The sequence below is a fragment of the Streptococcus sp. NCTC 11567 genome (genome assembly GCF_902141215.1).
Classification (GTDB): Bacteria; Bacillota; Bacilli; order Lactobacillales; family Streptococcaceae; genus Streptococcus; species Streptococcus dysgalactiae.
In genome coordinates, this window is sequence record NZ_LR595857.1 from 1,257,818 (window position 1) to 1,279,193 (window position 21,376).

Here is a 21,376-nt window from a genome sequence, read left to right on the forward strand (position 1 = left end):
TAGCCAAGCAAACTATTTAATACCCATACTATCACCAGTTAATTTTGTGAAGGATATAATCCTTGTCAATGCTACTATCTCTAAATACTCGGATTAGAAACAGAGCCAGACTAACAACTGAAGTATGTTTCACTTTCTCTATTATAACTTATTTTAGACTATCGTGGGTTTAAAAAGAAGTCTTCATGCCTCGTAATATAGCCCTCTCCTTCAATCAAGTCATATTCTAACAACTTTAAATCATTAGCAATAACTTTTTGATCTTTTGTAAGATTTCTATGGCTGACACTTGCTTTATTCATCACGGCTGTTAAAAGTGCATAATAAGGTGATACTTTTGAATCTGTATGAGCAAGTAGGGCTGGAGTGAAGTCACTCGAATTTAATAGTGGATAATCCAACTTAACTTTGGAATCATTACTCCAAATAAAATAATCTGTTAAATATTTCAACTCAGGATTATCTTCAAAAGTTGTTTCTGGATAAAGACCTGGTAAATGATCGCCATAAAAGACAACTGAAATTGGCTTATCGACCTTTGATAGTTGCTCTAAAAAGACCTTTGTATCCTTATCCGTTAATTCCAAAAGTTTAGAATAGTTGACCAGGTTGTAATTTTCGTTAATTGAAAATCCCTCTTTGGACACCTCTAAGTCACCTGGATCAGCATACCATGGACTGTGATTTTGCATCGTCATCACTGAGAAAAATTGGCTTTCGTTAGGATTTAAATAATCTAACACATTATCATAAGTTGATTGATCACTGTAACTAGAACTGGTAGGTTTCAAAAACTTTGGCTTATCCGGTGTTCCCTCTAAAGCAATAAACTTATTAAAGTTCAATTTAGAGTAGACTGTTTTACGTGAATAATTATTAGCACTTGCTAAGTGTACTGCATAACGATTTTTTTCCTTATAGTAATTACTAATAGAAGGAATATAATTAAGCTTTGGAAAAACATCTGAATAAAGGACTGAAACCGTTGTGTTCAGGTTATACATCGGTAAGCCTATCAAGGTTTGAAATTCCATATTAGCTGTACCGCCACCGTAGCCGTCTGATTTCATCAGCCCACTTGTGTGTCGCTGTTTGAGCTGATTTATTGTAGGTAGCACATCTCTGGACATTTTCACCCCAGGGATACGGCTAGGATCAGATAAACTTTCACTTAGCACATAAATGACTGTGCGATCAGCAATATTTTTCTTTCGACTCTTATTAAGATTAGTCGCCAGCTGACTGTACTTGTGATAAATCGTCTCAATAGCAGCCTTATTATAACCAGTTGGCTCATTGATACTCTTACTAGTCAACTGTTTGAACCAAACAAAACTCAAAGACTGCAAACGAGCATTTTCAGTAAGCCCTCGCCAATCCAAGTCGTAAACATTATAAAGATTAGTTAGTAATGGTGTTCCCTCAGCAATACGACCATTCTCATTGGAACTAAACGTTGTGTATATTTTGTGAATAGGAAGGAAAAGCAACATTATCAGTAATAGACGTCCTCCTATAGATGGAACAATTTGTCCTACAAAAAAACGTTTTCTGAGGTACCACAAGGTAGCAATTAACAACAGTAAAAAGATAATGGTTGCCACTAATGTCGACAAGGGAATATAGTCTAAGAAAAATTGAATTTCCCGAAACCATGCTAAATCAGATAGTAAGAATGGTTCACTTCTCACTTTAAACTTTTCAATATTAATGACGGATATGGCAACTCCTAGAAAAAGATTCACTACTGTTGCAATAAGGTAACGGTTCAAAAGTAAATAAATAAATGTAAAAAGACAGAAGAGTACAGCTACTTGGAAAAGAGTGGCTCCAGGGACTAGATAGATATCCCTTAAAGGTCCTCTAACAGGTATACCGGCTTGAATAGCTACATTGAAGACAAAAGCAAACAATAAACTATTTCCAATAGCAAGACTAAGACTGGCTGTACGATGGATTAAATTCACAAATCCTTTGGTAACTATAAAACTCACCATAGAAATCAACAAGTAAGCCAGTAAACAATAAATCCATAAATGGATCAAATGAGGTTGACCAGATGACTCTTTGACCGGAAAAAAAGGATTTCCTAACAACAAACGTTTAAAAGCTGAACTTGTCAATAGGCTAATGACGACAAGTTGACTAGCTATAAAAATATCCTTTTTCTCAGAAAAGATATTGAGTATGGACAACCGTTGACTCGAACTCAATATCCTTCTTAATACTAATGAAAGGATTAGTAAGAGTCCTAACTGTTGATAAAATCCAGTATTCATTTCAATGGTTTTAGAAATATCAAATAAATCAAAGGTTTCGACATTTCTAAGCTGACTGGCCCTTACTAAATAAGTAGTCGTTATAGCGTATAATAAAGATAAACTTCCGTATAACCAAAACCGTTTTGTCATGGTATTTGCCAGTATCCACCCTAAACTGATGAATAAAAACACATCATATAAGACATGAATAGAGGTACTCATCACCTGCGGGAAATCTTCTAAAATCAGATAAGTAATCGTCGCATGGAAGAAAATAGCACTAATGACAAGAAATTCTATTATGGAATAATAGTTCTTGTCTAGCCAGCTCTTTATTTTCTGCCAAGTCGGTACTTTGAATGTCATCATTAGTCTGCTAAAACGCTCCTTACTAAACCATCTAGACTTTTTATGACCTTGTCTATCATGGATTACGATTTGGTAACTTTTTTGTCTTCTTGTTCCTTTTCAACAAGCGCAATGTATTGGATCATTTTCTTTAATTTAATTTCAACCAAGGATAGCTTTTTGGTTAAATGGTACTGATTGACAATCAGTAAAAAAATAATGAATAAAATAACGAAGTTGGACGGCGATGTAAAGCCCAAGACATCGGAAATGTAAATAAACAAGTAGGGGAAAATAGACATAAATAGCAATACAATCGCAAAAACCAACCAAAAGAAACTATCTTCAATTTGAATACGAGATTTTCTGATGTTCAAAATAATCATCACAGCTGTTAAAATGGCAATTGTTGCTAGTAAAATTTGTAAACCGATTGTCATTTAAATTGTCTTCTTTCTAAAGTTTTGAATGAGCAAAATGGAAACAATCATGTGAAACATGTACTTAACAGATCGAGATAAGGTCAAATAGGACTGACCTGCCTGACGATCCATCATTTCAACCTGCACTTCTTCAACACGGTAACCTTGTCGAATTAAATGAGAAATAGTATCTGGCTCTGGGGTATAATTAATGTTTTGAGCAAATAATTTGATCAATTCTTCATTAAAAACCCGCATTCCTGATGTTGGGTCAGTGATGCGTTTACCCGTTGTCAATTTAATCACAAAACTGATTAGACTATTCCCTAGCATACGCAACGATTTTTGTTTTGGCATATTAACAAATCGTGACCCAATGACACAATCGTTCCCTTGATTGATTTTGGATTCTAAAGCATGGATATATTCTGGCAAATGTTGCCCATCTGCATCAAACTGAATAACCATCTTATACCCTTTTTTAAAAGCATACCTAAAGCCTGTTTGGATAGCACCTGATAATCCTAAATTTTCTGGCAAATCAATCACTTGAAATTGATTTTGATGACAAATCAAGGATGTTTTATCTTTAGAACCATCATTAATCACGACATAATCGTACTGAGGATAATGGTCAATAAGGTGATTCACAACCTTTTCAATAGATTCCTCTTCATTATAAGCAGGAATCATAATTAATAGATCGCTTGTCATTTCTTCTCCTTTTCAACAGTATTTGAATGTTGACTTTTAACGTAAAAATATCCTAAAACGGGCACAAACCAATTTGGCCAAAAAAGTTTAAACATGGCTAAATCTTCTTTTGTACGCACATTATCCCTGATAGTATTGGAGGTTTCAGAATCTTCGTGAATACGATGATACATTAGTGGTTTTTCAATATAATTGAAATCTCCTTGATACTGGCTACTAATAACATACCAAGCATACCAATCTAAATTGGTACGCCATTCCTCAGAAAAACGGAAACCTGATAATTTTGTTAAGTTGTAACTAACTGCAGGACATGAAATAGGATTTCCAAGCGACAGGATGCGCTGACGCCAAAACCTCGACTTTGGAAACAGATTCATTGCTTTTAATAAAGTGTTCTTTATTTTGAGATTAAGATTTGTTTCAACCACAGAACCATTTCGGTATTCTGCATAATTTGAGAATACAATTGTGGCATCAGGGTATTTGGCAAATCGCGCCATAATCTCCTTAGAATAAGTTGGCAGATAAATATCATCTTGATGAGCAATCGTTGCATAAGGCGTTGTCACAAAACTAAGAGCATTGTTCCAATCTTTGCCAATACCTCCACCTGCTTTGGTTACTACTGGGATATGGTATTTAGCCGCTAAGTTATCAATTAAGACATTGGGCGTTGACGTATAAAGTAACAATTGTGATGCATACTCCTGATTTTTGAGTGAGACGAGACAATCTTCTAAATAGGGACTTTCACCATAAGCACATATCACAAAAGTATGTAGTGTTGTTATTTTATTTTCCATTGTGTTCCTTCTACAATTACTGCATCTCTGCAGGTAATATGTTGTTAAATTTGAGTGTACAAGCCAACTGCAATTGTAAAGATGTTCAGATACACCACAATATATTGCAGAACTGTTTGAAACTGTCCTTCTTCTCTTTCTGTAAAGGGAAGAATATCAAACTTACTAGTGATCCAATAACCTAAAAAGACAGGTACCATTGTAATCATAAAATAATAATATCTTCCTTGAACACCGCCTATCAAAATATCCCCTTCATGATAAACTCTAGGATCACCAGTAATGGCAAAAATCATGAGTGATGCAATGCCTAAGAACAAAGCTCCTGTATATATTTGGAACCAAAGAGGGAGCTTATAACGCCATTGGGTTGAACAAATAAATAAAACAACGATAAAAATAATCATGTTTAAAGCAATGAGTAATGATGACTGGTGAGAAACATATTGGAGTGGATGACCAATAAAATTATCTATAATCACATGGGGAATGTTAATCAAAGTTCTAATAATTGGTAGTGGATGCTTTATAAAGTAAAGGAGCCCTGGAGACGTTCCTGTTAAACTGCCGGCCATTGGCATCACCTTAATAATACCAGTATAGATGAGTGAAATGACCATCATAATGACAAACATAACTGACGCTCCCCATCTCGTCTTAGTAGTCTCATAATAGCGTTTTGGTAAAACGAGTATTAAACTACCAATTAAAATAAAGGGGAATTTTGCAAATGCAAACAATAAACAGAGTCCTTGAAAAGCTAAGGCATTGAATTGAGTTATCTTTTTCTTCTCTGCTAAGATATTCGTCAATAGTGCTATTAGTATAAGGCTAGCACCATAGTAAAGGTAGTCATAATGGAATCCCGAAATGATGTAGACAGCAGAAGGTAGTGTTCCCATAAAATAAAGAGTTGACTTATATACCAAACTCAACTTAATGGCAATAAACACAAGAAGAGCATAAGCAAGGACATTTACTATACGGCCCAAGTAATAAGAAACAAAGACTTTTTTAGAAACAAGACGTCCCAAATTCCAACCAATAGCTCCTGGTAAGAACGCAGGATTGTCAAATCCGATAGTCTTTCCTTTAACCTTTGTTGGCTTATGTTTAACAGTTAACCAGTAGTCAGTTCCCTTAAAATGCGCCTGATTACGAATACCATCATGACGATAAACGAGTTTATAATCAGCTAAATCTTCTTTAGAGTACTTAAATACTAAGCTATCTGACAATCCTATGGTATGAATTAAGTGTGAATCTTCGTCCAAACTATATTGAACGGGCTTTATCAACGAAATAGCTGTCCCCAAAATCGCTATCATTAGGAAAGCATTTCGTGCCAAAGCATTTTTTTGCTTGACATTCATAACGAGTAGGCAGAGACAGACCGCTATCAGTACACAAAGAAATCGACCACCAAACTGAAATTCAAATAATTTAGGAAGTGTTAATTGGCTAAACACGACAATAAAGATGCCCATTAAACAAAGCATTATTTTTGATAAACTGGTTTTCATCATTATTCCTTACTAACCTTTACTTTTACTATTTTCAAGTGAATGCTTACTATTGTCTTTAGTCATGTCAACGCTATTTGCCAAACGCATGCCTCGCCATTTTTCAAAATGAAAGAGTGGATTTACAGCTAACCAATAGAGCTTACGCTTCCAAGAATAATCCTGATCAGAAACAATCTTCATAGCATCTTTTACAGATGATTTCAAAAACTGGATAAGGACTGTTGACACAGAAATAGGTGTCGTAACACCACTATTTCGACGAACGTTATAGGTTTCATCAAAAATCCGTTGCTTGTACTCTGACAATAAAACATCATTAGAATGCTCCACAATAGCATCGCTATTGTAAGCTTTCATATATCCAGCATCCAAGATATCTTTACCATATTCATAGTCCTCTGAATAGGGAACTGAGCGGTAACCAATCTCATTGACCAAAAAGTCTCTTGGAGCGGCTGAACAAACATCACTATAAAAAGATTCTTTGGTATATTTTCCCTTTAAAGATTCTTCTTGTCGTGTCCAAAGGGTAATAGCTCCTGCTACTCCCTGTTCATTAAAAACAGCATTAATATCATACTTCATGGCTGGAAAACACCCTATACGAGGTTTCTGCTTTCCTAGAACTGCAACAATATCGTGATGAATGGTAAAGGGTTTTAGCATTTCTGCTAACCAATGCTCATTAGCAGGTACAGCATCTTGACTAAGGTACACCATATACTCTGCAGATGATAATTCGGCCGCCATTTGTCTGGTCGCTCCATGTGAGTAATCACTTTTTTTTAGTTTGATAAGCTGCAAGTTACCGTATCGCTCTGCAAATGTTTCAATAATTGCTACCGAACGATCTTTAGACTCTGAGTCTGTTATCATCACGTTCCACGAGAAATCTGTTTTTTGTGTATATAAAGCGGTCAAGGTTTCTTCCAAATGGTCGTTTTCTCCATTATATACTGGAATAAAAACCGTTGCTTTTATCTTATCAGTCATTGATTACCTCACGACGAATGATTTCTTCTACTTTACGATAACTGTTCTCCCATGAGACACCATCGTATTTTTGACTCATCTCATTAGCATAGGCATCAATATCAGAGCGTTCAACAGCTTTACACAATTCTTCAGCCAAAGCAACAGGATAGGCTTCTGCATAGGCAATGTCATCATTTTCACCTAAAACCATCGTGTTATTATCCCCAGAATTCATTACTGGAATACAACCTGCTACCAACAGTTCTAGAGGTAATAAGGACACATTGGTCAAAGAAAGAACCAAACAAGCAACACTCTCATGATAAATGGCTGCAAGTTCTTCTTTATTTAAAATGCCTCTGTCAATAAAATCAAATGGAATATCGTAGTGAGACATATCTTGCCCGAAAAATTCGATATCGTATTCAGGATGCTTATCTTTAAAGATTTTTAGCGCCATTACTCCCAACTCAAACCCACGACGTTCTGTATGGGCACGCGCGTAGAAAGCAATTTTCTTTTTCTTTTGTAGGGGTGCCTTAGGTTTGTAAATATCAGTGTCTGCTCCAAAATTAAAGTAGTCAGCATCCATATGATAGTCTTTGAGTTTATGCGTTAGCCATTTGCCTGCTGTAATTCCATAAAAACCAAACTTATAGGTCGCTTCTGCTAATTTATATCGAGAGCCAACCCCATAAAAGATAGGTTCAAAGTCTTGAACAAAGTAAAATTTATGAAGGTTTTCACTCTTCAAGTTAAAGACGGCATAGGCTGTCTCCCAACTGGTAGCAAAAACCAAATCCTGATTGCTAAAGTTTTTTAAATCGTCAACCGCAACCTCAATACCATATGCCTTAGAAAAAATTTCTTGAGCTTCTTTAGCAGATTGTTCAATGGTATTGTTATGGTAGATATAAAATGTAATGTGATGTCCTTGAGATTGGAGGTATTTCACGAAACGCGAAATAGTGGTGTGACCCCCTCCACCTTTTCCTACTGGGGGGGATACCCAAGCAATATTTAACTGTTTTTTATCTAGTTTAGCTGGTCTTTGATAAGGATGGTTAATGTAATCAGCTTGGGCAATATCTTCCAATTGTGGCATGATAGGAATACGATTCAAATCAATTTTACCTGCTGATTGAGGATGCCCTCCCCCCTGTAAGCGCTGACGAATTTTACGCAAGGTGGCACGTCCACCTTCGTCTTGATAACTTCTAATAATTTTACCTATCATTTTTTCCTCCTAGGTTACTTGGCTCTTTTAAGGTGCTCTTTTCGGAAAAAGAAACCTTTTATTCTCCATAGCAACTGATAAAGTTTAAACATTCGAGATGTTTTAATCAAATTTAATTCGGTTGTTTTAGCTGTTAATAGCTGTTCTAGAGCTTCTCTTTTAGCAGTCGCTTTTTGATCTAATTGCTCATATCGATGAACTGCCTCCCATAAATTAGCAACATCATTCTCTAACCGGACAAGTCTCGTTCTGATAAACAATGTAATAGCTTTGATATACTCTACATCTACTTGTTCCAAGGGAGCAATCGCTTTAGGGATAATGTTAATACTTTTATAAATGTGGTCAACAATTGTTGAAATGGTGTAGCGACTTCTATAGTCGTATAAGTGGTTATGCTGAAAAGCCTGAGCTGATTGGTAATGCTCTAGTAAATCATCTACCAACTCTTCGGCTGTCTTCTCCTGTTCCTCGAATCCCCGTCCAGAAAAATTATTAAGTGCCGCCGCTTCAAAGTTTGTCTCTGTGAGATAACCTGGGCCTTTAAAATGGTCATAAATATAGATGGGTTTTCCCATAACCAGACAGTATTGAGCATTTTTGCCAATACCAACGACACAATCATAGCTAGCTAGTAACTCTGGAGTAACTAACTCATAATGATCCGACCATACCCCAAAATAGTCGACATGAATTCCTTTTTTAGCTAAAAGAGGTTCCATATCAATCACTTCTTGAGGAGGATGGTTTGAAATCACTAAAATTCTTTCAGGAGATTGTTTCTTGAGATGCTCCATGGCTGCATAGCTCTCTGGAGCTGGGTTGGGATAATAGTGCAAGTTAGGGATATCTTTGAAGAAACGCTTAAGATTCTTATTGACAATCTCTTCTGATATAGCCAAAGTAGCTGAAGAGATTTTTTTTTCTAACTGGTAAATATAAGGCTGTTCCAAAACATGTTCTGGCAAAGCAGCCATGTGAAAAAAAATAAATTTAGGAAGTTTCTCTTGCGATTTCCCTAAAGCCTCTATCATAGCTGGCGGAATGATATTTTGTGCTGAACAAACAACGTCATACTGACTTACATCAAAAGGATAGTCACTATCATCTATAACTGGAATACCGTTCTTTTGAAATTCGTCTAACATGGGAGATTTTGCTAGGAAAGTGAAGACCTCCACTTGAGCTCCTGCCTCTTTTAAATAAGTTGCAAGTTCTAAAATATTAATTTCAGCACCGCTAAAACCTCGTAGCCAAATATGAGTTAATAAAAATCGTTTCCCTTGATACATCCTCATATCTCCCTTGCTCTAACTCAGCTTAACTGTTGTTTCAGGTTTCCAATAAATATTGTTTCCTGATTTGCCTCTATTGATTAATTCGAAATTACAGATACCACTAAACATCGCATATTCTTTTGAGCGATCACGTGATTTAACCCCGAACTCTGTTGTAAATTTACCATTTGGGAAAATATTTTGGATAGCAAAATCAATAGAAACCTTATGATTTTTAATCATGATAGACCCTTCAACTTCTTCATCAGATACCCAACGGTAAAGCAATTCACCCGTGTCTTTATGGATGGTAAAGGTCAAAACAGGATCTTCAATCGTTTGTTCAAAGTGAACATCAAATGTGAAAGTTAATGTATCATCTTTATGATTGATAAACTGAGATGACAAGGAAATGCCGTTATTTTCAGTTTCTTTAGCGGATTCCTTGGCAACATTCAAACCATTTAGTTGTTTATAGATTTGAGAAATCTCAAGTGGTGTTCCGACTTCCATATGGTGGCCTTTGTCGATTAACATAGCCTTGTTACAAAACCGTTGAACTTGCTCCATTGAGTGAGTCACTAAAATAACAGTTTTATGTTCACGTTTGAGCTGTGCAAAATAATCAAAACATTTTCGTTGGAAAGCTTCATCACCGACTGCCAATACCTCGTCTAGAATCAAAATATCTCCCTTAGCTTTGATTGCAATTGAAAAAGCTAACCGCACCTGCATGCCTGAGGAATAGTTTTTTAATTTTTGATCCATAAAATCATGCAATTCTGCAAAAGATACAATATCATCATACATGGCTGCTACTTCATCTCTAGAAAAACCAAGTAAGGCACCATTCATAAAGACATTTTCACGTCCAGTTAATTCTGGATTGAATCCAACCCCAAGTTCAATAAAAGGAACCAATTTCCCATCAACAGTAACTGTCCCCTTTTCAGGTTCGTAAATTTTAGAAATAATTTTCAAGAGGGTTGATTTCCCTGAGCCATTTCGCCCAACAATTCCAAAGAAATCACCTTCTTCAACTTGAAACGAGATATCATCTAAAACATGCTGCTCTGTGTAGCCTTTAATTCCTTTAAAATAATTAACTAAACTAGTTCGTAAACTATTACTAGCTTCGGTTGGTAATTTAAATGACTTACTAACCGAATCAACTGATAAGACAACTTTTTTTTCTGACATTAAAGAATCTCCGCGAATTTCTTAGCATTCCGTTTAAAAATAACATAACCAATGACAAATGCACTTAAAGAGAGGATTATTGGGATGAGTGTGAAAAATTTATTTTCAAAAATATCCCAGTTAATGGTTGCGCCAGAGTAAACAATAAAGTGACGTAACTCTTGGATAATTTGTGCTAATGGATTCATCATCATCACTTTAGCAATTCCGAGATGTCCTCGCTGAATAATATAAGTGATGGAATAAATAATTGGTGTTCCATACATACCTGCTTGAAGCATGACTTCCCAAATAGGCCCCATATCACGGTATTTCACGAATAAAGTAGCCAAAATAAAAGCAACTCCTGTCGCAAACAAGAAGAGTTCCAAAAATAACGGAATCAAAATAAAAACACCAAAGCTAGGTTGCACACCGTTGATTAGAGCAAAAGCAAAAACCACTAAAATATTGATAAAGTAATTAATAGTTGCTCCCACCACTGAGGAAATCACAATGATTTCTTTTGGAAAATTAATTTTCCGCAGCAAATCCCCTCTTGAAACGATGGAAAGCATTCCCATATTCGTTGCTTCCGTAAAGAAGTTCCACGTTACCATTCCTAAAAGTAAGCTCACTGCGTAGTGCGGAGTACCATCATCGAATTTCAAAAAGCGAACAAAAACTAAATACATAATCGTAAACAGAAGCATCGGTTTTAAAATAGACCATAAGTGTCCAATAAAGCTTCCCTGATAGCGTAATTTAAAATCCGTTTTTACCATTTCTCTCAGTAAAATGCGGTTTTTCTTTGTTAAAAAATTCATTCTTATTTTCTCCTGTAACCAAATAGGGTGATGACTAAGCTCCAAAAAACTAAGGTATGAAAGGCACGGTTTTTACGAAAGCCGTACGTTTTTAAGATAGCCAATCGTTTAGTCAATGACATGGTCAATAACGAAACATATGCTTCTACCATATCACGATCTTTTGGTTGTAGTGGTAAATCTAATAATAATTGGGCTTGCTGTTGACTAGAAGTAATCAGCCACCAATACTTTCGGATAAGTTGATGAGGTCTTAGCCAATGCTTCATTCGCTTAGACCAAGTTCTAGCCCCCAGTACATTGGCATCGTGTTGGCGATAGAGTTCCGTTGGAATGTCTAGATAGACCAACTTTCCTCTAGCTGCAGCTACTAAAGCCAAGTACCAATCATGCATTAAGAGCCCTTCACACGTATTCCACTCCTTTGCCAAAGCCTGGTTAATCATCATGGTCCCGCCTGTTACCGTATTTTCAGTTAACTCTTGAAGCAAGGTAGTATTGGCGTGAGCAGATTGGGTTTTAATCATGCTGGCGTGGGTTATTTCTAACTGTTGATTGACAACTTTTAGGTCCGTGTAGACCAATAACGGCTTCGATAAATCATGTTTTTGTGCTTCCAACAAGGTCACTTCTAATTTATCTTCTAGCCAAATGTCATCTTGATCACTAAAGAAATAAACATCAGCTGCTTGATATTTTAGGAGGGTATAAAAATTCTTAATAACCCCCAAATTTTCAATCTGATTTTCATTAATCCACTGAATCCGTTGATCTTGTTTGACAAATTCGCGAATAATGTCGGGTGTTCTATCTGTGGACCCATCATCTCTAATCAACAAGGTCCAATCCTTGATGGTTTGTTTCTGGATGCTCTGAATCTGTTCGGCTAAGAAGCGTTCCCCATTGTAAGTGGACAATAAAATGTTAATGTTCATCTAAAAATAAAGCCTCATACTCCCCAACAATTTTTTCCCAAGTGTAGTGTTCCTGAATAATAGCCTTGGCTTTTCTGCCTAAGGCAATATCATCAAGACCTGTATCCACTTGATTAATCAACTCAGCTAATTGACCTTTTTCTTTAGTCCAATAAAAAGCAGCTGAACGTGCCACTGACTGATTGAAATCCACTCCCAACACCAAATTAAGGTTGGTATGGGCTAGCGCTTCTAAAAGACCAGGGTTAGTTCCCCCAACTTCATGTCCATGAATGTAAGCAAAGGCTTCTTCACGAATATAGGTCAACAATTCCTTATCATAAAGTGTCCCAACGAACTTAACACGAGGATCTTTATCACACCCTGTTTCAGCAAGCAGCTGCTTGAAATAAGGATTCCCTTCATGATTGCAAATAATCACTAAATCGCGTTTGGTTGACGATGCCATAAATTCTTTGATGGCTGTCTGGTAATTATTTTCGGGAACAAATCGTCCTAGAATTAAATAATATTCTTTTTCTTTAATGCCAAAGGTCTGGAAATAAGCCTCAACCTTGCTGTCTGTTGCTGTTAAACTTGAAGGCGTGGTCTCCGTTCCATAAGCAATAAAACGCGTTTTTGACCAAGGGTAAACTTGTTTAAGGTAACGATCAATACCGCTATTATCTGAAATAACCAAATCAGCATACTTGGTCATCTGTTTTTCAGCAAACTTTAAATAAGCTTGAACTGGTCTTGACCATTTGGAACGTTTCCATTCCAAACCATCTGGATTAATCAAAAAGCGACCACCTCTGTCATGAATTTGTTTAACAAAGGGAGCAATAAAGGCACCTATGGTATTTCCTAAAACATAAAAAATAGGTTTCTTAATCTGATGCTGATCACAATAAGATAAGGCATAAGCAATAGCCATCATATCATAGGCAATAACTCTAGCAGGTCCAAGTTTTGGGGGATTAAGGTAAAAACAATCTGCCCCCTTATAATCAAAATGAAGTTTATGCTTCGTATCGCTTAAACAAGCAACGTGATAACGAATGTTTTTAGCCGATTGGTGGCTAATTAATTCTTCGACAAAAGTCTCAAAGCCACCATATTTTGCTGGTAACCCTCTGCTACCAATGATGAAAACATCCTGCATTGCATACTACCCCATTTTAAAATATAATCAGTGATATTATACCACAATTAGCGGCCCAATGCGACCTTAAACCAATGAAAAAGAGCCAGTCTCCTTAGACTAACTCTCTTTAACTGCCTTATTGGTGACGGTCTTGTTGGTAGAACTCCTTCAAAGCTTCTTGCCATGTTGGAATCACAAAACCAGTTGCTTTTGCTTTATCAAGATTCATTGTTGAATTTAGAGGTCGCTTAGCCTTGGCTGGAAAGGCAGACGAATCAACTGGCACAACCTCAACTGCTTTGTCTTTTAAGATTTCTTTAGCAAAATCATACCAAGTGGTGTCTTCCTTTGCATCGTTTGATAAATGGTAATAACCAAAGGCTTTTTGATTTTCTGCTAAATAGCACATGAATTCTGCCAAAGTTCTTGTCCAGGTTGGGCGACCATGCTGGTCATTGACAACTGTTAAACGTGGGTGCTTTTCAGCGAGCTGCTGCATAGTAAAGACAAAGTTTTTTCCATAATTTCCAAATACCCAGGCCGTACGAATGATATAGAAGTGCTCTGCATATTGTTCTACCGCTAATTCCCCCAACCGTTTTGTGCGGCCATATTCTGTCTGAGGATCTGGAACGTCCGTTTCTAGCCACTCTTGACCTACAGGTTTATTGCCATCAAATACATAATCCGTCGAAATATAGACAAGTGTGGCACCATATTTACCACAAGCTTTAGCAATATTTTCTGAACCTGTCACGTTAATGGCTTCGTTTAATGCCTTCCCTTCATCTTCGGCTGCATCAACTGCTGTGTAAGCAGCACAATGATAGACCAGAGTTGGTTTCACTTGTGCAAAGACCGCTTCTACTTTATCAGCATCTGTAATATCCATCTCTGCAACGTCTACAGCTACATAATCCACATGTCGTTCATCTAATAAATAACGAAGTTCTGTTCCTAGTTGCCCATTGCTTCCCGTAATTAAAATCATCGTTTCTCCTTTTTCATAAGCAAACCACCTTACTTTATTCAGTAAGTGTCCTTATCATTATTGAATGATTACTGCTTTTAACGTCTTTATTTTACATCAAAAAAGGGAATATTTCATCCCTTGATGATGATATTAGCGAATACCTAATGCAATTCTGGCATAACGACTCATTTTATCTACTGTCCAAGCAGGATACCAGACCAACTTTACTTCGGTCTTGGTTACTTCTGGAACATCTCGCATGGCATCGTGAATATGATCTGTCAGTAAATCAGCTAGTGGACATCCCATCGTCGTAAGAGTCATGTCAATCTCTGTATGCCCATTATCATCAAAACGAATTTCGTAAATCAAGCCTAAGTTAACAATATCAATGCCTAATTCTGGATCAATAACCGTTTCCAGAGCCTCAAGAATTCTATCTTTAATAGCTGCCACTTGCTCTTCGGTATATTTTGGTGTCTCAGTCATGATTTCCCTTTCATTTGTTGAATGTTTTCCACATAGACAGAAAACTCCTTTAAAGGCTTTAGCTACATTTGCCCAAAGGATTTCTTCCTAATGCCATAGATAAAGATACCCACTGGGTTCGGAGTCCTCTCTTCTTGTAAAGGTAGACCGATAAAATCATCCAGTGAGTTTCAGGCGCGGTTGTAATGTCAAACTTATGTTTAAAATGCCCACCAAGTTCGGTCCACCTTCTAATGTTTAGGTGTCCCAGTGATAAGCAAAACATTGATTTTTCGTTCTCTTCCTATTTCAAGGCAACGACCTAAAATCCTCTACTGGACGATTTTAGTCCTCTATAAAGTCTCTTAATTGCTTGCTACGGCTTGGATGGCGGAGTTTGCGAAGCGCTTTAGCTTCAATTTGACGGATACGCTCACGGGTAACGTTAAAGACTTTACCCACATCTTCAAGGGTGCGCATTTTACCATCGTCAAGTCCAAAGCGTAGGCGAAGAACATTTTCTTCACGATCTGTCAAGGTATCCAAAACCTCATCTAACTGTTCACGTAGAACCACGCGAGTAGTATAATCAACAGGATTTTCAATGACTTCGTCTTCGATAAAATCACCTAAGTGACTATCATCTTCTTCCCCAATTGGTGTTTCTAAAGAAACAGGTTCTTGAGCAATTTTTAGAATTTCACGAACCTTGTCTGGAGTCATTTCCATGCGCTCTGCAATTTGTTCTGGTGTCGGGTCTTGCCCTAACTCTTGCAACAGATTACGTTGTTCACGAACCAATTTGTTAATGGTTTCCACCATGTGAACTGGAATACGAATCGTACGAGCTTGGTCTGCAATAGCACGAGTAATAGCCTGACGAATCCACCAAGTCGCATAGGTTGAGAATTTAAAGCCTTTTGAATAGTCAAACTTATCAACAGCTTTCATTAACCCCATATTTCCTTCTTGAATCAAGTCCAAGAATTGCATCCCACGCCCAACATAACGCTTGGCAATAGAAACTACCAAACGTAGGTTAGCTTCTGCTAGACGTTGTTTAGCTTCTAGGTCACCTTCTGCAACTGCTACTGCCAACACTTTTTCTTCTTCACTTGTTAAAAGTGGTACCACACCAATTTCTTTGAGGTACATGCGGACAGGATCATTCACTTTAGCAGAGTTGCTACCAATTAATTCTTCATCGGTTAACTCTTCTGGTTTTGGTTCTTCCACAATGTATTTAGACGATGGGTTGCCTTCTTTATCGGTAATAGAAATCCCACCATCCGTCAAACGCTCAAGGAGGTCATCAATTTGATCAGCATCCAGGGCAAATGGAATGACAAGCTTTTCGGTTACATCATCATCAATAGCTGTTCCTTCTTTTTTATGATGACGAATAAACTCCGCAACTTGAACATTAAAAGTTGAAATTTCTTTTTCTTTTGTCATATTTTCCTCTATTCCATTTTTCGTTTTTGAGCAATTAGATTTTCTAATACTTCTAAGGCTAATTCATGATCGCCTTTATTGCTTGACTCTCTCACTTGTTTACCTTGTTTATGAAGGTCTCGTTCTGCTAAAAGCTTGGTGCGCTTGGCTAAAATATCATCAATTTCTCCTGGAGCCACTTCTTCAGGAAGGTTGGATTCCAAAATACTGTAGTAAGCCTGGTTGACCTCTTCGGGCATTTCGGACAGGTCGTAAGAAGTGATCTGCCCCTGCTTTTTCAGCTGCTCATAGAGCACCTGAAAGGTAGGTGTATCAAAATAAAAATCCTTCCGATGACGAAACTCTGTCAGCAGGTAATCATGATGTAAAAGCCTATGCAAAAGATGTCCTTCTGCTTTGGCAACAGCTGTAAGACTTTTGGTTACCGGTAGGGTAACAAGCCGGCTAACAGGTTGAACAGGTGCTTCCTGTCGTCTTCTCCTATCCTGTACTCTCAAGGCGTTGACTGATTGTTCCACCTGGAAGTAATCAAAGTCTGGTAAGAGATCGGCTACCTTATTGATATAAGAATTTTGGGCTGTAATTGAAGGTGATTGTGCAATTAAGAGAGCAATTCTCTCCACATAAGCAATTTGAGACTGCAAATTGTCCATATTATCAGGCTTGAGGTAATCAATGAAGAACTCCACGCTACTGATACGAGACTGCTTCAGCAAATCTGCAAACGCTTCAGGGGAATGCCGTTGCACAAACTCATCAGGATCCATTTTGTTGGGAATCCTGACAATTTCCACTACGAAATCCTTGAGTAAGTCGAGTGATTTAGCAATGGCATTTTGGCCAGCATCGTCACCATCATAAGTCAAAACCACTTTTTTAGTGATCTGTTTAAGATGAGTAACATGTTCAGGAGTTAGAGCAGTTCCCATAGAAGCAATTGCATTTTCATGACCAGAACGGTAAGCAGCAATCACATCCATGAAACCTTCCATTAAAAAAACTTCATGAGTTTTGGCGATAACAGGCTTGGCTTTGTCAAGGTGATAAAATTCATAAGACTTATTAAATAAAACGGTTCCTCTTGAATTTTTATACTTAGCCTGTTTCTTTTCTAAGTCATTCTTTGTCCAAATTCGACCTGAAAAGGCGATAATATTGCCTCTGTCATCTGACAAAGGGAACATGATACGATTACGAAAGGCATCATAAATAGTATTTGATTGTTCAGACAGGTTAAATAATCCTGAGGCTGCTAGCTGGCTCTCGTCGTATTTTTTAGAAAGAGCTTGGTAAAGGTAGTCCGACTCATCAGGCGCCAACCCGATATTAAAATGTTCAATCAAGTTGTCATCTAAACCACGTTGGTAAAGATATTGTCTTGCTTCTTGGCCGATGGTGGTTGTCATCAACACAGCATGGTAAAATTTTGCAGCGTCTTCGTGCAGAGACATCAAAACCTGATGGGGATTCGCGTTAGGACTAGAGACCCCAGATTGTCTGGGAGTTATCTCTAACGCTATCCCTGCTCTCTCAGCAATAATCTGAACACTTTCTAAAAAAGGAACTTGACGATAGTCCTCGATAAATTTAAAAACATCCCCTGATTTTCCACAACCAAAACAATGGAAAAATTGTCTGTCTTCAATGACATTAAAAGAGGGCGTTTTTTCTTTATGAAAGGGACATAGGCCGAGGTAGTGTCGACCAGCACGAGAAAGCTTAACGACTTCCCCAATAACATCGACAATATTCACACTGTTTTTTATTTGGGAAATCATTTCTTTGTCAATTGCCAAGTCATCACCTCCCCATAAAAATCCCATTATAGTTTTATATTTCATTATACCATTGAAGACCTCATTTGTAAATTTAAAAACACAGGTGGTTCCATTGGATTTTGCAGGTCAATTGTGATATCATTAGGTTACATTAGAAAAAAGGGGAATTCTCATGATTAAAGAATTAAAAGCATTTTTGTTTAGAGGAAACGTCATCGATCTTGCCGTAGCTGTTATCATTGGTAGTGCTTTTGGCGCAATCGTGACATCATTTGTCAACGATATCATCACACCACTTATCTTAAACCCAGCCTTGAAAGCTGCCAATGTGGAAAACATTACTCAATTAACTTGGAACGGTGTTAAATATGGTAGCTTCTTAGGCGCTGTTATTAACTTCCTTATCATTGGTACTAGCCTTTTCTTTGTTGTCAAAGCTGCTGAAAAAGCAATGCCTAAAAAACAAGAGGAAGAGGATGTTGAAGTGGCAGCTCCTACTCAAGAAGAATTGCTTACTGAAATCCGTGATTTGTTAGCAAATAAATAAACCACTACACCTTAAAACAGTTGGATATCTATTCCAACTGTTTTTTTGACGACAAATTGGCTACAACACCAGTTGCTGTCAAGATAATAAAAGCAACCCTAGGTCTCTAGGGTTGCTTTTATTATCTCATGTTAGAATTTTTTACGTTTGCGAGCTGCTTCTGATTTACGTTTACGTTTTACAGAAGGTTTTTCGTAGAATTCACGTTTACGTGATTCTTGAAGAGTACCAGCTTTAGTAACAGAACGTTTGAAGCGACGAAGAGCATCGTCAAGAGATTCATTTTTACGTACTACTGTTTTTGACATGTGTTTCACCTCCTCAAGATATTGTAACATTTTCACGTTCTAAGCTATATTACATTATTTTTCGGAAAAAGTCAATCCAATTTTACATTTTATTCGACAGCTTTTCCTGTTAATGATGCTGCTTCTCGAATAAAGGCCTTGTACTGATCATCCTCAGCTAATTTTGCAATAACTTTATTAACAGTTTTGGTTAAGGTTCCGCTATTTTTCGGAAGGGCTACTGCTTTAGCATCACCATCAGTGGTTTTTAAACTAAAGGAAGCCCAAGCTAAATCTTTATGTTGCGCCAAGTAACCAGCTGCTACTGGTCCTTCTAAATCCACAGCGTAAACTTGACCAGCTTTCAACTCATTGATAGCCTCTCCCATAGCTGTTAAAGCAACAAGATTAGATTTAGGTAACTGACTTTTAACTAAACCTTCCTCGATACTACCTTTTTGAGCTGCTACTTTTTGTCCCTCTAAACTTGTCACGTCTTTAGCTGCTTTCGCATCTGCAGCTCTCATTAAAATGGCATTTTCAGTTTCATAATAAGGGGTTGAAAAATCATAAACTTTAGCTCTCTCTTTTGTGTAAGATAAGCCAGAGATAGCCAAATCTGCTTTACCAGTTTGCAAGCTAGACAAGACATTGTCAAAACTCATCGGAGACAACTCTAGCTTAACGCCTAGTTCATCAGCAATAGCTTGCGCTAATTGAATATCAGCTCCAACAATTGTATCTTTGCCATTAACCAAGGCTTTAAATTCAAAAGGAGCGTAATCAGGACTAACAGCAACCACAAGTTTACCGGCTTGTTTGATACTATCTTGGCGATTGACTTTTTCAGCCTTTCCGCAAGCTGCCAAACTAAAAATGAGGAGCGGAGCGAGAAGACTAAATAGTATTTTTTTTAGGTTCATAGTATATTTATTCCTTTTTATTATTAATATAGTCTATTATAGTGCATTATTATTCAAAGGTCAATACTTTACGGTGTGATTTTTAAACATTCTGATAGTGCTGCTAATCCCGCTTTAAGAATGTCAGATTGACAACAATAGCCAATCCGTATATGCTTTTCGCGACCAAAGCGATTACCAGGAACGACGAGAGTACTATAGTCTTTGAGAAAACGAAGAGCAAAAGCTTCTATGGGCTCTTGAATATCTAGTTTCACAAAAGCTGTCGAAACGTGTTTCGGTTTAATATAAGAAGCCTTATCTTCTTGTTGTATCCAGTTATCAAGAAGTCTTAAATTTTGATTGACAAGTCTTCGATTCCGTTCCAATAATTTAGAAGCATGGGTTATGGCCAAGGTTGCTACCATATCATCAAAGACACCAGCACAAATCATCGTATAATCCCTATATAACCTAATCCGTTCTACTATTTCCTCAGATGCTGCTAGCCAACCTACACGAAGCCCCGGAAGCGAAAAAGTTTTGGACATGCTATTGACAGAAATCCCTTTATGGTAAAGGTCTGCAATAGCTAATAGTTCATCGGAAGCAAAAGAATGGTAGACTTCATCACTTAAAATGTAAAGATCATGAGTTTCAGCAATAGCGATCAAGCGATCCAAGTATTCCTTATCCATATAAGCCCCAGTAGGATTGTTAGCATTATTGATGGTAATCAGCTTCGTATTGGGACGAATAAGTTGTTCTAATTGATCTAAATCAGGAAGCCAATTCAGCTCTTCTTTAGTCTGCCAATAGTCAACTGTTGCTCCTAGTGACTCAGGGATATCGTAAAGCTGCTGGTAGCTAGGGTAGTGGGCAATCAAATGGTCGCCAGCTTCAACAAGGGCATAAAGAAGGGTAAAATTAGCTCCCGTGGCTCCATTGGTCTGTAAAATATTATCGGGACTTAAGGTCTGATAAAGATTAGCAACAGCTTGTTTAAAATCAGGTGAACCTTCAATCCAGCCATAATCCATGGGCTTTTGAGCAAGGGTCTGGAAAAATCTTTGAGAGTCTGTGCCTGTTACGCTGAATAAGTCATCTAAAGTTAAGGAGGCAATAGAGGAGCCTGCAATATCGTAGGTCGCCTCTTTTTCATACTGGTTGAGCCATTCCTCCACACCAAAAGCTGGTAGATACATCATTGTCCTCCTGTCTTATTTTTATTACATTATAGCATAAAAATACACTTCTGTTACTATTACTTATGCATAGCTATTCATTGGTCACTGGAATAAATCACAAAAAAGAGAGGATACCTCTCTTTTTT

20 protein-coding genes are annotated in these 21,376 nt (G+C 37.3%); 1 reads left to right on the forward strand and 19 read right to left on the reverse strand.

Annotation, left to right across the window (positions count from 1 at the left end; all coding sequences use genetic code 11):
- Positions 1-158: 158 nt before the first annotated feature.
- The 16 genes from FQT67_RS06365 to dnaG all read right to left on the reverse strand — a co-directional run bounded on the left by FQT67_RS06365 (position 159) and on the right by dnaG (position 18,352).
- On the reverse strand, positions 159-2,630 hold the full coding sequence (locus tag FQT67_RS06365) for an LTA synthase family protein (RefSeq protein ID WP_014612187.1): 2,472 nt from the start codon (positions 2,628-2,630) through the stop codon (positions 159-161).
- A gap of 62 nt (positions 2,631-2,692) precedes the next feature.
- Entirely contained in the window at positions 2,693-3,049 is a 357-nt protein-coding gene (locus FQT67_RS06370; protein WP_012766803.1) for a DUF2304 domain-containing protein, read from the reverse strand.
- Positions 3,050-3,745, reverse strand: coding sequence for a glycosyltransferase family 2 protein (locus tag FQT67_RS06375; protein WP_012766802.1), 696 nt, complete (start codon positions 3,743-3,745; stop codon positions 3,050-3,052).
- Positions 3,742-4,551 (reverse strand): glycosyltransferase family 2 protein, encoded by an 810-nt coding sequence (locus FQT67_RS06380; RefSeq protein ID WP_046177163.1) that lies wholly within the window; start codon positions 4,549-4,551, stop codon positions 3,742-3,744. Before FQT67_RS06380 ends, FQT67_RS06375 begins: the two co-directional genes overlap by 4 nt.
- A gap of 44 nt (positions 4,552-4,595) precedes the next feature.
- On the reverse strand, positions 4,596-6,077 hold the full coding sequence (locus tag FQT67_RS06385; RefSeq protein ID WP_012766800.1) for a DUF2142 domain-containing protein: 1,482 nt from the start codon (positions 6,075-6,077) through the stop codon (positions 4,596-4,598).
- Between the two features lie 9 nt (positions 6,078-6,086).
- Entirely contained in the window at positions 6,087-7,070 is a 984-nt protein-coding gene (locus FQT67_RS06390; protein ID WP_012766799.1) for a glycosyltransferase family 2 protein, read from the reverse strand.
- On the reverse strand, positions 7,063-8,289 hold the full coding sequence (locus FQT67_RS06395; protein WP_046177164.1) for a glycosyltransferase family 1 protein: 1,227 nt from the start codon (positions 8,287-8,289) through the stop codon (positions 7,063-7,065). The genes FQT67_RS06390 and FQT67_RS06395 overlap by 8 nt, the downstream gene beginning before the upstream one ends.
- A gap of 14 nt (positions 8,290-8,303) precedes the next feature.
- Positions 8,304-9,587 carry a glycosyltransferase gene (locus FQT67_RS06400; RefSeq protein ID WP_080937732.1) on the reverse strand — a complete coding sequence of 428 codons (1,284 nt, stop codon included), beginning with the start codon at positions 9,585-9,587 and terminating at the stop codon, positions 8,304-8,306.
- Positions 9,588-9,599: 12 nt separating this feature from the next.
- Positions 9,600-10,766: a polysaccharide ABC transporter ATP-binding protein gene (locus FQT67_RS06405; RefSeq protein ID WP_012766796.1), complete on the reverse strand. Its 1,167-nt coding sequence runs from the start codon at positions 10,764-10,766 to the stop codon at positions 9,600-9,602.
- Positions 10,766-11,572 carry an ABC transporter permease gene (locus FQT67_RS06410; RefSeq protein WP_012766795.1) on the reverse strand — a complete coding sequence of 269 codons (807 nt, stop codon included), beginning with the start codon at positions 11,570-11,572 and terminating at the stop codon, positions 10,766-10,768. Before FQT67_RS06410 ends, FQT67_RS06405 begins: the two co-directional genes overlap by 1 nt.
- 2 nt (positions 11,573-11,574) lie before the next feature.
- Complete coding sequence (locus tag FQT67_RS06415) at positions 11,575-12,507, reverse strand: glycosyltransferase family 2 protein (protein ID WP_046177166.1); 933 nt, start codon at positions 12,505-12,507, stop codon at positions 11,575-11,577.
- Positions 12,497-13,651 (reverse strand): DUF1972 domain-containing protein, encoded by a 1,155-nt coding sequence (locus tag FQT67_RS06420; protein WP_014612180.1) that lies wholly within the window; start codon positions 13,649-13,651, stop codon positions 12,497-12,499. Before FQT67_RS06420 ends, FQT67_RS06415 begins: the two co-directional genes overlap by 11 nt.
- A 118-nt stretch (positions 13,652-13,769) precedes the next feature.
- Positions 13,770-14,624: a dTDP-4-dehydrorhamnose reductase gene (gene rfbD / locus FQT67_RS06425; protein WP_003055147.1), complete on the reverse strand. Its 855-nt coding sequence runs from the start codon at positions 14,622-14,624 to the stop codon at positions 13,770-13,772.
- A gap of 132 nt (positions 14,625-14,756) precedes the next feature.
- Entirely contained in the window at positions 14,757-15,095 is a 339-nt protein-coding gene (locus tag FQT67_RS06430; RefSeq protein WP_003055153.1) for a metal-sulfur cluster assembly factor, read from the reverse strand.
- Positions 15,096-15,419: 324 nt separating this feature from the next.
- Complete coding sequence (gene rpoD, locus FQT67_RS06435) at positions 15,420-16,529, reverse strand: RNA polymerase sigma factor RpoD (protein ID WP_003055151.1); 1,110 nt, start codon at positions 16,527-16,529, stop codon at positions 15,420-15,422.
- A gap of 8 nt (positions 16,530-16,537) precedes the next feature.
- The gene (gene dnaG / locus FQT67_RS06440) at positions 16,538-18,352 is read right to left on the reverse strand and encodes a DNA primase (protein ID WP_046177167.1); all 1,815 of its coding nucleotides are present in this window, start codon (positions 18,350-18,352) and stop codon (positions 16,538-16,540) included.
- 127 nt (positions 18,353-18,479) lie between these two features.
- Between dnaG and mscL the strand changes: the two genes are divergently transcribed.
- Positions 18,480-18,854, forward strand: coding sequence for a large conductance mechanosensitive channel protein MscL (mscL, locus tag FQT67_RS06445; RefSeq protein WP_003059118.1), 375 nt, complete (start codon positions 18,480-18,482; stop codon positions 18,852-18,854).
- Positions 18,855-18,985: 131 nt separating this feature from the next.
- On the opposite strand, the gene rpsU is transcribed toward mscL, so the two are convergent.
- The 3 genes from rpsU to FQT67_RS06460 form a co-directional block, all read right to left on the reverse strand.
- Entirely contained in the window at positions 18,986-19,162 is a 177-nt protein-coding gene (gene rpsU / locus FQT67_RS06450; RefSeq protein ID WP_000048058.1) for a 30S ribosomal protein S21, read from the reverse strand.
- Positions 19,163-19,251: 89 nt separating this feature from the next.
- Positions 19,252-20,064 carry a transporter substrate-binding domain-containing protein gene (locus FQT67_RS06455; protein WP_143936389.1) on the reverse strand — a complete coding sequence of 271 codons (813 nt, stop codon included), beginning with the start codon at positions 20,062-20,064 and terminating at the stop codon, positions 19,252-19,254.
- Between the two features lie 68 nt (positions 20,065-20,132).
- Complete coding sequence (locus FQT67_RS06460; protein WP_046177169.1) at positions 20,133-21,248, reverse strand: aminotransferase; 1,116 nt, start codon at positions 21,246-21,248, stop codon at positions 20,133-20,135.
- Positions 21,249-21,376 lie beyond the last annotated feature (128 nt).